The organism is Stieleria tagensis (assembly GCF_024129865.1).
Lineage (GTDB): Bacteria > Planctomycetota > Planctomycetia > Pirellulales > Pirellulaceae > Stieleria > Stieleria tagensis.
Genome location: NZ_JAMYFE010000007.1, coordinates 23,267 through 39,493 on the forward strand (window position 1 = coordinate 23,267; position 16,227 = coordinate 39,493).

Genomic DNA, 16,227 nt, shown 5'->3' on the forward strand with positions numbered 1-16,227 from the left:
TCGTTATAAAAAAGTGTCCCCTAAAGTCACACCTTTGCCTTAGCCACGGTCGCGAAGTTGCCGCTTCAAGTCTTGTTCCATCGCAGCGAGATCGTCCAAAGTTCGCGTTCTCAACTGATCAACAGTTGATTCGTGATTTCCAACAAGTGATTGCAAAAGCTGAACGCGACCGATTGCCTTCCCACGTTCCTCACCACGGGCCTCACCACGTTCCTCACCGCGGGCCTCTGCGGCTTCGAGACGTGCTTGTTCGTCACGTTGCATTTTCAAACGGGATTCGTAGTATCGTTTCTCTTCTGGGTTTCGGGCAATCATTTCCAACACTCCTATCGCTTCGGTAAAGACCGGATCAGGTAACAGACGACGAAGTTCGTCTGGAGTGGAAGACACCGCAAATCGGAAAAAGTGAATCCACTGGCAGATCGGGTCTGACTCAAGGCTATTATCTGTGTCCGGATGGTACTCACTTCAGCAGTTTAACCGACGAGAGCCTAACGGTGTCGGACGTTCCGTCTCCCGAGCGGTTTAACCGACGCTGTTCGCTAGGATACCTGTTCTGCTACAACCCAGACTCAACGATAGGTGGACTATTCCTTCACGCGGAACTGCAGCACGGACTGCTTCTCCTGCTGGCCGCTTAAGGTGAATCGTTTTGTTTGTCGACTTGCAGACGAACGCCCCAGATCACGAACCAGCGTGACCAGGACTTCGGTCGGTGCGCTGGTACGATTCTGATCCGATCGAAAATACCTGGCCTGGACCTTGTACTCGCCACTCGGCGCGGTCGCCAGCGTGTACATCTCGGGACCAAACCCCTGCGTGATGTCGGCCGTCATCTGACCACCGGACGCCGTCGATTTGTGCTTGTAGAAACACTCCTCTCCGCTGGGTTCGATGATGTGTAAATCGACGTCGGTACGGTCGGTGTTCCAATGCATGATCACACTGACGTCCACGCCCTGGGCGGCCACTTGCGTGCGCAGTTGACGCAACCGGGCGCGGGCGTAACCGGATAACTGGCCGTCGTCGGCATCCATCTGCTCCAGCAAATTCAGCAATTCAACCTTGGCGATTTGCGGGGCGCTGGACCAACGCTCGTTCCAATTTCCACCATTGACCAATTCGTAACAGACAACTGCCGAATCAGTTTCGCCGGACTCGGCCAATGCTCGTGCCAGCAACATCAGACATTGCGGCTGGTAGGGTCGGGCCTGAGCGATTCGCCAGAGCAACGGAACGGCCTGATCGCCGCGATTCCACTCGAGCGCCCGAAAAGCCACGCTGCGCAAGGTGTCGATATCCGATGGTTTGGCTTCCACCAGCGTGCTGGCAACTTTGATCGCGTCATCGGCACCAAAGCGAATCAGCATCTGGTCCGCGGCCGACATCACCCCTTCGAAACTGGGCGTGTCGATCGCCAATTCGTCCAAATAGTTTGGCTCGAACTCGCTTTTCAAATAACTGCGGCACTGCAACGGTCGCGGCAAGAAGCCAAACGAGTCGGCCGGCATTTGATCCACCGCCAACCGCAGCGCGGTCGATGGCTTCAATAGCGATGCCGACTGCAAGGATTCAATCCAGTCGACGAATCGATCTCGCGAAGCTGCGGATGCGGTGGTGTCGTTTACTTGTTGGGCATCGATCACCGCAGACACCGACGTGCTGGCGATCACCAACTGGTCTTCCTCCGGCGCCACATTCACACCGAACCGTTGATAATCCTGTTCCGATTCCAACATCACCATCGAACAGGTCCGTCCGGGCACACGAAAGTGGCGCGCGAATGCAACGGTGATCTCTTCGAGTTCCGTGGAATACGGTTCCAACTGGTCGACCGCGATGCCACCGTACAGTCTGGCCGCAGCCGGGGATTTGACCTCCAATTTGGGATCGATCGTCACCGTCTGTGACTCACTGCCACGCTGGAACACCAGTTCGATCGGTCCTTGCAACGGGCCGCGTCCGGCGACGACCAAGGGCTGTCCTGGGTAGATCGTTTTGGATCCGCCCTGAATCAAGACTTCATCAGCTCCCTCGGCCGAGGCTGTCGTTAATTTCCAGGGACGGCTGCGGTGAGCCACCGCGGCGGTTTCGTATTCGTTGGCGTCGGCCACGGTGAACACCGCCCCGTCACTGGCGTCGGCCAACAATCGCATCACCGCGCGATCACTGGGTTGACCGGCGAACGGATACGTGAACAGAGCACCGCCAGCGTTTTCAGCGGATGATTGACGCAGCGTTCCGGCCAGTGTTGGCAAATCCGTCGCCCCCCAGGTCGCCGCCGCATCACTTAGCAAAAACAAGTTTGCCCGCGGCTGTGGTTTGTCGGTCGGCCGGCTCCAACGCGGCGCCGTCGCTTCCACCAACGCCGCATGCAGATCGGTCGCTCCTTCCAAGGCCAAATCGTCGGCCAACGTCAGGAACGCCGTCAAGCTTTCATCATCGTTGGCGACGAACCGTTCCTGCCACCAGCGTTGCTGCACATTGAACATCAGTACCGCGAACTGATCGATCGAGTCTCGATTGCGGCGTAGGATCTGTTCCAACAGCGCCAACCGCTTGGAAAACGCTTCCGGGCGATCACTCCACGACGTGTCCAACAGGAACACGGCGCGGCGGCTGTCGACCTTGGCATCCTGCTGCGGCAAATCTGCGATCACACGGGTCGCAAAGTAATCACCGCCGGCGGGATCAGAATGTTTGATGACGACCGATTCGGTTCCCGACAGGCGTGCCGTGTAGTCGCGGGGGGCAGCGTCCTCGAATCGATAGTACGCGCGGCCGCCGGACACAAACGGATCCGTATCCGGCGTGATCGTGGCGCTCGTTCCGGCTGCCGCAACGATGTCAAACTCCACTCGTCCGCCGGCTTCATCCTCCGGCAAGTCCAGCTGGAACAATCGATCCAATCCGCCATCGTCATCTGCCACGTCGGCCAAGGTGACGTCATAGCCGACAACGATTCGATGCAACTTGCCGGGCATCAGCGGAAAGACTTTGGTTTGAAAGATGCCGGGACCGGCCCATTCGACCAAGGCCGGATCGACGCGGCGGCGAACGGTTTCCTCATAGGCCAGCGCCGCTTTTTGTCGCGGAGCAACATAGGCCGTTTTCACATCAGCAAAGGTCGAATTGGATTCCGATTTGTACTGGGGATCCCGCGCCCGCCGCGCCAAGTCCGATCCGATCGATGCGGTCTGCTTGCGCAGCGCCGACACCGCTTGAGAAACCTTGTCGACGGCAGCGTCGTCGGTCTCTTCACCCGGCTTACCGGTCGTTCGGGTCGCCGGCGATGCCCGAGGCACACTCAGGTTGGTCGGCCCGAACGCAAAATAGTGCAGCGCGGCATCGTCGGGCAATCGCAATAGGAATTGCCCCTCGAGCTGTTGGGCCCGGTCGTTGTAGTAATACAGATCGAACATCACACGGGCTCGAAAACCGTCGATACGGACGTAGGTGTCGCGAGCGGCCAACAGCAAGTCGTCGTGTTGTCCAATACTCAGCCGAGCCCGGTTGGTGGCCGCCGAAGCCGGTTTCCAGGGCTTCGGTGTTGCTTCCGATTCCTTCCTTTCAGACAGGCGCCTTTCCGAGCCTCCCTTGGCCAGCTGACGTTTTGCATCGGCGTCCTGGGTACGCCTGGTCTCGCTCAGCTGCTGCTGGACCGGTTGAGGGTCATCCACGTCAAAGTCCACAGCCGGCGATGCGAATTCGTCGGTGGGCGATGCTTCGTCGATCGCCGCGCTGGGCGGCTGGACAGCAGCATATCGGGGTTGCGACCGTCGCAACTGCGCTCGCCCACGTTCCAGACCGAGAGAGTCACCAGACTGCCGGGCGCCAGATTCAAACAGTTCAGTCTGCATCTCTCGATTGACATCAGCCTCCGCTTCCGATTGCAATTCAGGCGCTCTATCGAACCCCAAGAATTGACTTTCCGCAGCCACGGGCGAGCGTGCTGAGATTTCCGGCTGCGAGGCACCTGCCATCCCCCCTCGCATCATCATGTCCATCCCCATCTCCATATTCAACTCATCAGATCCGTACATGTCATTCATCGGCTGCACGCCATCCATCGCCATTGCACCTCGACTGGTCGCATTGGCACTGCTCCCTCCACTGACACCGAACATATTTTCGACCTCGGCTTCGTCCCAGGATGGATCCGCCTGCGGTGGGCCGGCGGGTTGAGGGCTGCGATAACGCCTGGACATTTCACGCGGTCGTTGTGGGGTCGCCTGTTGCGGAACAGGCTCTCGCGGCGCGGCGAGCCGCAACTCAACGGACTCAGCGTCTGCCATCGCTGGTGCTGGTGCTGGTGTAGTGGCTGGCGCCAGCGCAGTGGCCGGTGAATCGAGGGCAAACGATTCTGTCCGCAGTTGCTGCACAGCCGGCTGATCGATGCGGTCACTCAGTTCTGGCGAATAGGCCAGGGTCGCCGCCGGCCGACCCAATTCGACGGCCCCTCCCCTGCCCTCGCCTCGGCCGGCGGGGTTTTCAATGATCGCTTCCGACGGTGAGTCCGACGTCGCGGCATCCGCTGCAGATAACTGTAGCGATTCGGATTCTCGCTTGTCCGCTGCTTGCTGATTTGCCGAAGATTCATGGACCGTGGGCACACCGCTCATGGTCACCGGTAACGCGACGGGTCTGCGAAAGGCAAAGAAAGAAATTCCGACGGCATACAAGAGCAATGCCGCCATCGCCAATCGCCGCCAGGTCGCACGCCCACTTGATTCGCCCTGTGGCAGTGCTGTGGTGACGTTTGCGCCGGACGCTGCCGCGGCAGCATCCACTTCGGCCAATTGCTGGTCAGTCAAACGATCAGCAGCGGCCTGAGAATCGTCGTCGGCCCCGGGAGCCAGTACACTCTGCAGTGCAGCCATTGTTTCCCGCAGCCCGTCGACGTGCCGCCGAAGCTCCGCCGACTGCTCGATCGCCGCGTCGACTTCCGCCCGCTCGGTGGGCTGCAATTCGTCGCATAAGTACGCCGTCAGGCGAGGATCATTTTTATCAATCATCGATTCATTCCCCAGACAAATATTGAAAGCACATGCATCAACCAGCCACTTCGGACACGACCGACAAAACTGCCGATCACGTCTCCAGTCGCATCATCTGCTCTCGCAATTTGCCCAGTGCGGTATGCAATAAGTAGCCGACATTGCCTTCGGTTAAACCCGTCGCCTCGCTGATTTGGCGATAGGCCAGTCCCGAATGAAATCGCAAGCGGATCACCCGCTGTTGGTTCTCCGGCAACTCTTCGATCAGCCGCAGCACACAACTGCGGTCATCTTGGGCGGCCATCGCCAGCGAAGGGTCATTGCTGATCTCCGCCGACTCCGCCGTTTCGGTGCTATGAGTCATCCGTCGTTCCTTCCGCAAGCGGTTCAGGGCGCTGTTGTGACAGACACGGAACAGCCAAGCGACTTCGCGGCCAGAGAGTCCTTCGGGCGACTGTTTGCACAATTGCAAAAAAGTCTCTTGGACGATGTCGCGGGCGGCATGTTCGTCGCGAACAATCGACCGCGCATAACGGATCAGCGGTGATTGATGCAGCCGCACCAGATCCCGCACCCAGCTTTGTTTTTCGCTGCCGTGTTGGTCCGCCATCGTCGCCTTGTTGTTCTGTGTCTATTCACAAAACACCCGCCAACCGTTGTTCTTAGGAAGACTTCCCAAGAATTTTCAAAAAGTCTTTCCGCCGCCGCGATTTCACTCCGCAGCGATCTCATAGGCATACATCAGATCCTGGTCACGGATGATCAATCGGCCATTTGCAACCACCGGGTGCGTCCAAATGGCGCCGGACTTGCGCGGGATCTGGGTCTGCGCGGGCAACGTCAACCGACCGCGCTGGTTCCAACCGCTCGGATCGGCTTCGATCAACGTCACCGATCCGTCGGCGTCGCCGTAACAGTACAACCGGCCGTCGGCATAACAAATGGAACCGCTGCGATTCTCGCCGGCCGACTCGCGCCACAAGACCTCGCCGCTTTCCAGACGCTGCGCCATCCAATTGCCACGAGCTTGCTTGGTCAATCCATAGATCACTCCATCGACCAACACCACACCACCGTGGTGGTTCTCCATGGTTTTCGAGGTCAACGCGTAAACCGGATCGGCTGCGATTCCGTCATCGGTTTCGCGCAGTTTCAGCAGTGTGTTGCCAGCCCCGTAGGCGCTGGTGTGATACAGCAGATCACCGGATAAAACCGGCGTCGGAATCACTGCCACTTTGTTCCCCGTCGCCGAATCGGCGAACAGTTGTTTGCCACTGTCGGCATCAAACGCCAACACACCCGGCTCGCTGGCAGTGACATAAAACGATTGTTTGCCCAAGCGGCCTTTGATCACCGAGACATACTGCGCCGGGATATCAACGTCTTGAGTCGACCAGATTTTCTTGCCCGTGCGCCGGTCCAAACCGACCATAAAGTTGCTGCCGCCCGGGGTCACCACCACGCGTTCTCCATCGACCAGCGGCGATTCACTATAGCCCCAGTTGGGAATCGACCCACCAAGGTCGTCGACCGATTCCACTTGCCACGCGATGACGCCGTCGGTCTTGCCAAGCGCCGCAATCGTGCCAATGTCGGACAACACAAACACCTGGTCACCATCAACGGTTGGCGTAGCGCGTTGCCCATCACCCCAACCGGTGTTGTAATCTTCGCCTTGGCCGGCGCGACCGATCGCCGTCTGCCAACGCACCGATCCATCGGTCAACGACAAACAGACCACAACGCTCTGGCCGTCGATCGAACCCATCGTAAACACATCGTCACCGACGACCGAAACCGCGGAGTATCCGGTGCCCAAACCGTCGGCACTCCAGGCCAATTTCGGGCCGCCGTCGGGCCATTGCTGAAGCAACCGCTGCGGTGCCGCATGGCCATCCCGATTTGGACCACGCCACTGCGGCCAATCCGCATTCTGAGCCACAACCATTCCCGGCAACAGCACGATCGTCATCAAAATCGCAGCAAACTTATTCATCGACAGTCAAATGGTTGAGGCGGGAAACCATGGATCAGAAGAAACGACAGGAACAGATCAATATAGCGGATCCGATTCCTCGAATACGGAACACAGCAATCAACGATAGCAGGCGTGCGTCGCGTGAGCCATTGAATCGCAAACGCACCACGTTCAAAACAGACAACAAAAATGGCAATGCTTGTCAGCTTCTGCGGGCCGTGCAGTCAACGTCTGGCAAATCCCGGTAAACCGCGCCCCAACTGTTGTGGCGGGTCAAACAGGCCACCACTTGGGGAAGTGGCTGGGCGTAGATCCCCGGCAGATCGATTTCCCCCGGATGATCAGTGGTGAACGCAAGTCGCTCCGTTGGTGGATCAAACCGCGCGTCGATTCCGTCACGATTGCCTCGCGGGTCGATGCGATACCAACCCCACGGCGGCAGATACACCGCGTTGAATCCGTGCAGACAAAACGGGGGTTGGTCACCGGCAACCGTCAGCCGCTGATAGCACATCCCGGCGGGAATTCGGTTGGCTCGCAACAGCGCGCACAACAGATGACTTTTGGCATAACAGTATCCCGTCCCGTGCATCAGCACGTCCGAGGCGCGACAGGTCACGGGGTTCAGTTGAAAATCGCTGCTATGACGGATCTGGTCACGCACGAATTCGAAACAGCGCCGCGCTGTGTCGATTGCATCTGCACCACACAACTGCACCGCCACGCGCCGGATCTCGGCGGCGTCGTGATCAATCACACTACAGACGCCTAGATAGTCATCGGGATTCACGACCACAAATCAAACTCACCGGCGGCTTCAAAGGCATGTTCGTAGTGCTGAATTTTGGTCGGCTGGGGCGATCCATCGGGCCACCAGATCGCGACCACGTCAAACCGGCAGGGCGTCCCTAGTAGATTGCGACGTTTGAGAAATCGCAGTGCAGCACGAGTGATCCGCGTTTGCTTGTTCGCGTCCACTCGATCGGCTGGATGACCGGGACGAAGCGTCCGCAGCGTTTTGACCTCAACAAAAACCATCGTACGAGTTCGCTTGTCGGCGGCAATGACATCGATTTCACCACCGCGGTCGGACTCGCTTTCGGCGATCACGACCAACCCTTTTTGTCGCAACAATCGCGCGGCGACCTGTTCGCCTTGCCGCCCGATCGGCGCCTGCGGATCCACACGACCGTACCGCCAATCCTGATAACGACCGTGCAACCGGCCGAGCGTGCTGGCAAGCGGAAGCCTGGGCATAGCGCCGGCGCCCCTGTGGTGGGAGGAAGCAGACCTTGGCTAGAAAGCGGCGCTGGGACGCAATTTCAGTTGCGTTTTATTACAACCCGACGCGTGAGTTTTGAAGTTGCGCTTTAACAGCCCGGAGGGCGATACACGAATTGCCGGCGGTGTGAGCCGCCGGTAATTCAAGTGATTTAGTTGCCAGCCCAGAGGGCGACACAAGCTTTCACGCAGCGGTGCTGGATGACTGTGTCGCCCTCCGGGCTATGGGGGGCTCATTCCTTATTGATTCGGCGACTTACGCCGCCGGCAGTACATGTGCCGCCCGCTGGGCTTGAGAAATCGCAACGTCAAAACTCACGCCTCTCGTTTGCCACGCGGCGTTGCTTACGAACGACGACGTTCTTTCAAACGAACGGCTTTGCCGACGCGACCACGCAAGAAGTACAATTTGGCGCGTCGTACGACACCGCTGCGCTTGACTTCGACTTTCTCGATGCGGGGGCTGTGGATGGGGAATTTACGCTCCACACCTTCACCGGCCACGATGCGTCGAACGACAAACATCTCTTTGGATCCACTGCCCGAAATCGCGATCACGACACCGGTGAAAACTTGGATCCGCTCTTTGTTGCCTTCCAAAATTCGCAAGTGAACGTCAACGGTATCACCGATTTCGAACTTCGGCGGGTTTTCTTTGATCGAGGTCTTTTCGACCTTGTCCATGATGGCTTGGCTCATCGCTCTCTCTTCTTCTTTGGTTTAACGTGCGCGACAGGCGCGCCCGGCTAGGTGGTTTGTTAATTGTCTTCTTGGTCGAGCAAGTCGGCTCGGCGCTGTTTCGTTCGGTTGCGACTTTGCTCGGTCCGCCAGGCAGCAATCGCTTCATGATTACCGCTCAACAAAACCTCGGGCACGCTGTGCCCGCGAAATTCTCTCGGTCGCGTGTACTGTGGAAACTCCAACAACCGATTTCCTCGGCTGAATGAATCATCCACACTACTGTTTTCATCACCGAGCACACCGGGCAGTAATCGCACGACGCCGTCGATGATCGTCATCGCTGCGACTTCGCCTCCATTGAGAACGAAATCCCCGATGCTCACCTCCTCTGGTTCCAACAGGTCGATCACTCGTTGATCGAACCCTTCATAGCGACCGCACAACAACATCACTCGGTCGCTGACCGCCAAGTCTTCGGCCATTCGCTGGTCGAATCGTTTGCCTTGCGGCGTCAATAGGATTTTTCTGGCCGGCGTCTGCACCATTTGATCGACGTCTTCGATGCAGGGCACCGTCACATCGACTTGCAGCAACATGCCGGGTCCGCCACCGAACGGTCGATCATCCACCTTGCGGTGCGGCGTGTCGGCGGCCCAATCACGCAAATCATGTCGGTGGATTTCGACCAGACCTTTCTGGATCGCTTTTTCCAACAAGCTTTGCGTCAGGTAACCGTCGAAGATCGCCGGGAACAGGGTGACGATGTCAAATCGCACGGATCAATTCTCCCGGAACAACTGCCGATTTCACTCAGCAGCTGCTTCGGTTTCTGCAGCCGGTTCTTCTGCCGCGGGCGCTTCTTCAGCAGCAGCTTCTTCGGCTGGGGCTTCAGCGGCAACCGGTTTGGCAGCTTCCGGGGGTGCGGGGGTGTATTCTTTGCGGCGACCAAGTCGCTCCAGAGCTTCTTTTTGGGCATCCAAGTGGGTGCCATCGGTACCGTACTTTTTGATCAGTACAGCGACCTTTTCGCTCGGTTGGGCACCGACACCGATCCAGTGATCGACGCGATCACCTTTCAACTGCACGCGGGCATCGGTTTCGGGGCACATCGGGTCGTAAAAACCCAACTCTTCAATCACCCGACCGTCACGCGGCGACCGTTGGTCCATCGCGCAAACTCGGAAGAAAGGTCGGTGGGTACGACCCATCTTTTTCAGACGGATTCGAACTGCCATTGCTTACTCACTCCAGGAAAAAACTAACTGTGTCAAATGGACGGGTTATCTGTATTTAGCGTTTATTTCGCTTCATCTGTCGCTTCATCTTTTCGCGATCTTTGCGCAATTTGGCGCGTTCGGCATTGGACAATCGCTTGCCAGTCGGTTTCTTGACTCGCATGCCACCCAACCCGCCGTCGCCGCTTGCCATCGCACCTTGCAACTGTTGCATCATGCGAGCGCGATCCATGGTGGATCCGCCGGCCATGCCCTGCATCAGGGGCTTCATCACTTCAAACTGCTTGACCAACTGGCTGATCACCGGCGTCTGCACACCGGCACCTTTGGCGATCCGAGTCCGCCTGGCGGCGTCGATCAGTTTGGGGTTCTTCCGTTCCGCCGCGGTCATGCTGTTGATCGCACCGATGGTCTGGCGAATGCCGCCGGCGGCCTCTTCGCTATTCATCGCATCCTTGAACTGCCCCATTCCGGGCATCAGGCTCATCATCCGGCCCATCAGACCCGGCTTGCTGACCTTTTCCATCATGTTCTTAAAATCGTCCAGCGTGAAGTCGCCGGAAGCCATTTTCGCTTCCAATTCCTCCCGCTCTTGTTCATCGACGATCCGATGCGCCTCGGCAGCCGCGGCGACAATGTCGCCCATCTGCAAGATCCGGCCGGCCATGCCCTCCGGTCGAAACGGCTCAAGCGCATCAAAATGCTCACCGGTGCCGATGAACTTGATCGGCACCCCGGTGATGTGTTTTACCGACAGCAACGCCCCGCCGCGGGCATCACCATCCAATTTGGTCATGATCACGCCGTCCAACTCGAGCGATTTGTTGAACGCGTCAGCGCTATTGACGGCATCTTGGCCGGTCATCCCGTCAACCACCAGATACACCTGGTCGGGACCAACCTTTTTGTCGATTCGCGACAGTTCGGCCATCAGCTCTTCGTCAATCGCCAACCGGCCGGCGGTGTCCAAGATCACCACCCGAGCCCCATCGGCAACGGCCTGGGCGACACCGTTTTTGCAAACCTTGACGGGGTCTTTATTGTCCGGTTCGCTGTAAACCGGCACATCTAACTGTTGACCGATGACCTTCAATTGCTCGATCGCAGCCGGACGCTGCAGGTCGGCGGCGACCAATGTCGGCTTGATCCCCTGCTCTTTCAACAGTTGTGACAGCTTGCCACAAGTTGTCGTTTTCCCGCTGCCCTGCAACCCGCACAGCATGATGATCGTCGGGCGATCGGCCTTCAAATGGATCGACGGATCCACCGGCCCCAGGATCGAAACCAATTCCGAATGGACGATCGAAACCAGTTCTTCTTCCGGTCGCAGACTTAGCAGGACCTTGCGTCCGAGCGCTCGCTCGGTCACCTGCTTCATGAATTCCTGGACAACCGGGTAACTCACGTCGGCTTCGAGCAGCGAGCGTTGAACGATGTCCAACCCATCGCGCATATTGCCTTCGGTCAGCTTGCCTTTGCCACGCAAGCTTTTGAACGCCGATTGCAAACCGTCCGAAAGGGAATCAAACACGCTAAAACAGGAAAAAACGAGGGTGGAACGCCAAACCCAAACTGTGCCACGAACCACCCAACGGGCGCACCGATAGCGATCTCGGGAAAGCCCGGCAGTTTACGAGGGACTGCCCCGTTTTGTAAATGGAGAAAGCCCCTACTTTGCCTGTGGTTTCACAGGTTCGCCCAATTTGGCCTGCGATAGCACCCACTCCAATGGCTCTGTATCGGACACCAACCCGGTGTGCGAAAGTGGAAAACTTGTCGAACTTGCCGGATCTGATAGTCCTAACGCGCTGCGGACGGTGACCGCCCCATCCCCCCGCCCCTGACGCAGTTCGTCGGCTGCCAACAACTTCTGCAACCGCTCGGAGTACCCTTCGGCGACGGTTAAGCGCATCAACTCCGCCGGCAACTCCAGCGCCAATCGCTCGCGGCGGCTGGCGCCGATGAAACTTTTGGTGCCCGCGGCCAGGTGAAATCGAATCCCGACCGGCCGTGGCCGCTGATGCAATCGACGCAAAAACTCACTGCCCGGGATCAACGCCCGCGCCGCTTCGCCACGGCCGTCGGCAATCGTGTCCAGCGCACCGGGTGTCTGTGTCGCCAACCGGTACGCCACGTCGAACAATTCCAACTCGTCGTGGAACTCGGCCAACGCTGATCCGTGAAACGGGCTGCCGAGCGTAAAGACGTCGGGCACCAAATCAGCCGGAAACCCCGGCTCGGTGACCGCCCAGGTCGCAACCAACCCGCCCAGGGAATGCGCAACGATATGAATTCGAACCCCGGGATGCAGCTTTTGAAACTCGATCAGCTGCTCGGCCAGTAGACGACCAACCTGATCAGGTGGCCCGTCATTGGGATAATCAAATCGCATCGATGCGATCCCTCGCGCCCGCAATTCACGCGCAGACGCCACGAACGTTGACGCACCGCCCTCCAACCCATGCACAAACAAAACCACATCCCCGTCCGCTGGCACCGCATCAGCACCGATCAATCGCGGCGGAGCCAATCGTTTCATCAAGTCCCAGTGCGGCGTCTGCATCAGCTCGATCGTCAACTCGCGCTCGGTCAGCGTGAATCGAATCTTGCCGACCAATTCCAAAGCCACCAACCCGATTCGATCTTGATTGCCGAACTCACGCCACAGTCGCGTGTCCTCGGCATGTCCGCCCATCGCGCGGCGCAGCTGGTTTTCGTCGTACCGACCATCAATGATCGACAATCGAATGGTTGTCGGCGGTGAACCAGCCCCCGCCTGTCCCGCATCATCCGCTGGACCCTGCACGTTTTGATCCGCCGGTTGTTGCCCCAGCGCTACCGCTGGCGCCGCGACAGCAAACGCCAGCAGCCCGGCGACAGCAGCCACCCGCGTCAGTCGGCGAACGCCGATTCGCGTCGATTGCATCAGCAACACAAACCAAGCCGACACAAAGCAAACGCCCGCGATCACCAGTAGTGCGACCGCCGATCGTCGCTGGGCCACAGCGGCTTTCTCAGGCAGATCCGGCGTGACCGCAAATGAGCGCAGCCATTGGTCGCCAAAACGTGACAGCGTCGTGTAAGACACCAGCGACGTCACCCACAACGGTTTCTCCGAGTCCATCACCTCATCCTCCCAGTCGTCTTGCGGATCACTGTCCTCCGAATCGTCGATCTGAATCGTTAACTGGCCGTAATCAGCCAACGGTTCATAACGATCGGGTTTGGAGACCGCAAACGGTGCGCTAAACAGAATTTGAAACATCATCACCACCGGCAGGATGGCCGTCGCCACCAACGGCGCGCGTCCGGCGACCGCCGAAATCAACAGCCCCAACAGGGTCGCCGCCAACGAAACGACCAACAGCACCAGCACCACACCGGGCAGCTGCGTGATCCGCTCGTCAACAAAAAAGGATCGCTGCAACCAGACATGCCGAATCAAATACAGCAGCGCCGCAAACACGACGGTCTGAACAAATCCGGCCAGCGTCAACACGGCCGACTTGGCGGTCAAGATCCCGCCCCAACTGAGTCCATACGACCGTTCATAGTCGTACAGTTCGCGATCACGGGTGATCGACAAATGACTTTGGCTGGCTGACATCCAGATCACTGACACAACAGCCAGAAACCCCAGCCGCGCGATCGGCGCCATCTGGCCATACAACCCGTCGGCCAAATCACGCTCGGGGTCGGTCGGCACGCTGACCGCCACCGCAACGGCAAACAGCAACGGCACCAACAACCAACCGATCAAACAATGGGGCAATCGCAGCGATCCGAGTGAAAACCAGGACAACCGCGGCGACGTTAGTTTTTGTTGCTCGCGTCGCAACAGCACCGGCAACCGCCGCCAATTCCAATCCAGCGGACCAGCCGAGTGATCGGCCACAACGATCGCTTCGGCATCGCCGGCCTGTTGACGCTGGTCATCGGTTTCGACAGCCCCGCCACCCTCGGTCGGCTGCATCGTGATCACTCGATCGAATGCGGCCAACACATGACGATGATGGGTCACGGCAATAATGGTGGCCCCTCGAATCGCCAACGATCGCAATAACGAAATCACTTCGTCGGCGGTTTCATGATCCAGCCCGCTGTCGGGTTCGTCCAACACGATCACCCCGGCACCGGACAACAATGCCCCGGCGATGCGAAACCGCCGCAGTTGGCCGCCGCTCAGTTGGCCCGGAAACTTTTCGGCCGACGAAGGCGACAAACCCACCGAATCCAGCGCCGCATCGATCTCGAACGGCAACAACTGGCGTCCATAGATGCGACCGATCGCGCGCAGGGCATCGCCCAGACGCAAATCATGGTGAACCAGATCACGCTGGGGAACAAAGTACACGCGGCCTGCGGTCTGCAACTGGCCGACCAACCCACTGCCATCGCGGATCGTTTCCAGCAACGTCGACTTGCCACATCCGCTGGGCCCGACCAACGCCGTCATCTGACCGCGATGGAGAGTCAATCGTGTGCGCGTCAACCTGCCGGGGACTTCCGCATCGACGGCCAAATCAAATCCGGCGATCGGCGACACCGGCACCAGCACTTGTTTGCCGCTGTCCAACCGCCACGCCAGCGGACCGATCTGTAGCACGTCGCCACCGAGAAGCAGTGCATGATGCATCGGGCGTCCATTGACAAAGACACTCGAATCCTGTGGACACAGATTCTCGACCTGCACCCGATCCCGATCCACGATCGTCAACGCGGCGTGGTGATCCATCAACCCGCGATGACGAACGGTATGCAATTCAGATCCGTCGACGGGCTTGTCCGATCGGCCGATGATCAATGAACGTTGATCGTTTAGCCGGATCACCGCGCCGGGGTTTTGAAATTCAATCGCACTGCGCGGCGACGGCAGGCCCTGGGTCACTGTCCGCTCGCAATCAACTGGGCCTCGTAGCGAAAATCGGTCTGAACGTCGCGTTGCCACTTGGTTCCAAACAGCAGATGAGTTTTGCTTTTCACATTGGCTTTGATCTCGCAGGTCCCGTTGGCCTGCAACACCAGATAGTCTGACTTGCCATAAAACACTCGCCCTTGAATGCCCCGCACCCGTGCATCATAGGATTTGGCGTTCTGGTCAAGCGCCAACGTCAGATCGCCGTTCTGGATCACCAGCTGGCGACAGGTCTGGTTGTCGTAATTGGCGTCTCGCAAGTACTTCATCTTCAGCGTGCCTTCGGATTGCCCACCCTGCTGATGGACCAACATCCCACTGGCATTGCCGGCATCCACACTCCAGGTGTCGCCGACTGGGCGATTCACATTGTCCATCACGTAATAGTCCAACAGCGGATCAGCCGCCTCGGCCCAGCGGCGAATGTCATCCAATTTGACCGTCACCGGTCCATCGGTCTGCCGCACGCGGGTGACACCCAAACCGTTGGACCAAACGACTTCGAACTGACATCCAGAATATTGCGCCGGGTCTTCGACCAGCTGAGCCTCGTCGATCTGCGTCAATCGTTCGACGTCAAATCCGCTGGCCTGAGCCAACCGAGTCAACACTTTCTCATACCGGGGATCGACTTTCCCATACGTCATCATCAGCTTGTAAGCGACGTCGGCCGGCGGCAAGGTGGTGCGGGTCACATCCAACAATTGCTCCAAACCAATTTTCAGAATCGGTGATGCATCGCTGAAATCGGCAACTCGCAACCGTTTCTCGCTGGTCACACGTTGCTGCGACGCCTCCAACACATCGATCTGAAACGTCAGATCGCCCAGTTCGTTTTCCAACACCTGTGTCTTGCTGGAATAGCGGTTCGTGTAGACGACATTCGTACGTCCCTCGATTCCCCAATTCTCGTTGACTGCTAATCCGCGAATCCGCAACACCTTGGATGCCGCCCAAGTCTTGCCGACCGGATAACGCTGCAACAATTCGCGGGTATCCAGCTTGTTGCGTGCTGAATTGGTTTGCGGCGAAGTGGACTTTTCCCCGCCGACCGATAACCATTCGGAAGGATCGAATGCCGACGCAGGAATCGCAACGAAGGTGATCAGCGTCAAAGTAAAGAGAGATCGAATCATGGAG

11 protein-coding genes and 1 pseudogene are annotated in these 16,227 nt (G+C 58.3%); all 12 read right to left on the bottom strand.

What is annotated here, in order from left to right; translation table 11 throughout:
* Nucleotides 1-39: 39 nt before the first annotated feature.
* A complete protein-coding gene (locus NHH03_RS00300; RefSeq protein ID WP_253153603.1) occupies nt 40-390 on the bottom strand; it encodes an Rpn family recombination-promoting nuclease/putative transposase in 351 nt (116 codons plus the stop codon).
* A gap of 197 nt (nt 391-587) precedes the next feature.
* Entirely contained in the window at nt 588-5,015 is a 4,428-nt protein-coding gene (locus NHH03_RS00305; protein WP_253153604.1) for a VWA domain-containing protein, read from the bottom strand.
* Nucleotides 5,016-5,091: 76 nt separating this feature from the next.
* Nucleotides 5,092-5,607: an RNA polymerase sigma factor gene (locus tag NHH03_RS00310; protein WP_253153605.1), complete on the bottom strand. Its 516-nt coding sequence runs from the start codon at nt 5,605-5,607 to the stop codon at nt 5,092-5,094.
* A gap of 102 nt (nt 5,608-5,709) precedes the next feature.
* A complete protein-coding gene (locus tag NHH03_RS00315) occupies nt 5,710-6,993 on the bottom strand; it encodes an outer membrane protein assembly factor BamB family protein (protein ID WP_253153606.1) in 1,284 nt (427 codons plus the stop codon).
* Nucleotides 6,994-7,177: 184 nt separating this feature from the next.
* Entirely contained in the window at nt 7,178-7,765 is a 588-nt protein-coding gene (locus tag NHH03_RS00320) for a transglutaminase-like domain-containing protein (RefSeq protein WP_253153607.1), read from the bottom strand.
* Nucleotides 7,762-8,232 carry a YraN family protein gene (locus NHH03_RS00325; RefSeq protein WP_253153608.1) on the bottom strand — a complete coding sequence of 157 codons (471 nt, stop codon included), beginning with the start codon at nt 8,230-8,232 and terminating at the stop codon, nt 7,762-7,764. Before NHH03_RS00325 ends, NHH03_RS00320 begins: the two co-directional genes overlap by 4 nt.
* Nucleotides 8,233-8,601: 369 nt before the next feature.
* Entirely contained in the window at nt 8,602-8,955 is a 354-nt protein-coding gene (gene rplS, locus NHH03_RS00330) for a 50S ribosomal protein L19 (RefSeq protein WP_253153609.1), read from the bottom strand.
* Nucleotides 8,882-9,713 (bottom strand): annotated as a pseudogene (gene trmD, locus NHH03_RS00335) (tRNA (guanosine(37)-N1)-methyltransferase TrmD). Before trmD ends, rplS begins: the two are co-directional and overlap by 74 nt.
* Before the next feature lie 30 nt (nt 9,714-9,743).
* Nucleotides 9,744-10,106 carry a 30S ribosomal protein S16 gene (gene rpsP / locus NHH03_RS00340; protein ID WP_390895473.1) on the bottom strand — a complete coding sequence of 121 codons (363 nt, stop codon included), beginning with the start codon at nt 10,104-10,106 and terminating at the stop codon, nt 9,744-9,746.
* A gap of 121 nt (nt 10,107-10,227) precedes the next feature.
* Nucleotides 10,228-11,703: a signal recognition particle protein gene (ffh, locus tag NHH03_RS00345; RefSeq protein ID WP_253153614.1), complete on the bottom strand. Its 1,476-nt coding sequence runs from the start codon at nt 11,701-11,703 to the stop codon at nt 10,228-10,230.
* A 138-nt stretch (nt 11,704-11,841) separates the two neighbouring features.
* The gene (locus NHH03_RS00350) at nt 11,842-15,060 is read right to left on the bottom strand and encodes an ATP-binding cassette domain-containing protein (RefSeq protein ID WP_253153616.1); all 3,219 of its coding nucleotides are present in this window, start codon (nt 15,058-15,060) and stop codon (nt 11,842-11,844) included.
* Complete coding sequence (locus NHH03_RS00355) at nt 15,057-16,223, bottom strand: hypothetical protein (RefSeq protein ID WP_253153617.1); 1,167 nt, start codon at nt 16,221-16,223, stop codon at nt 15,057-15,059. The genes NHH03_RS00350 and NHH03_RS00355 overlap by 4 nt, the downstream gene beginning before the upstream one ends.
* Between the last annotated feature and the right edge of the window lie 4 nt (nt 16,224-16,227).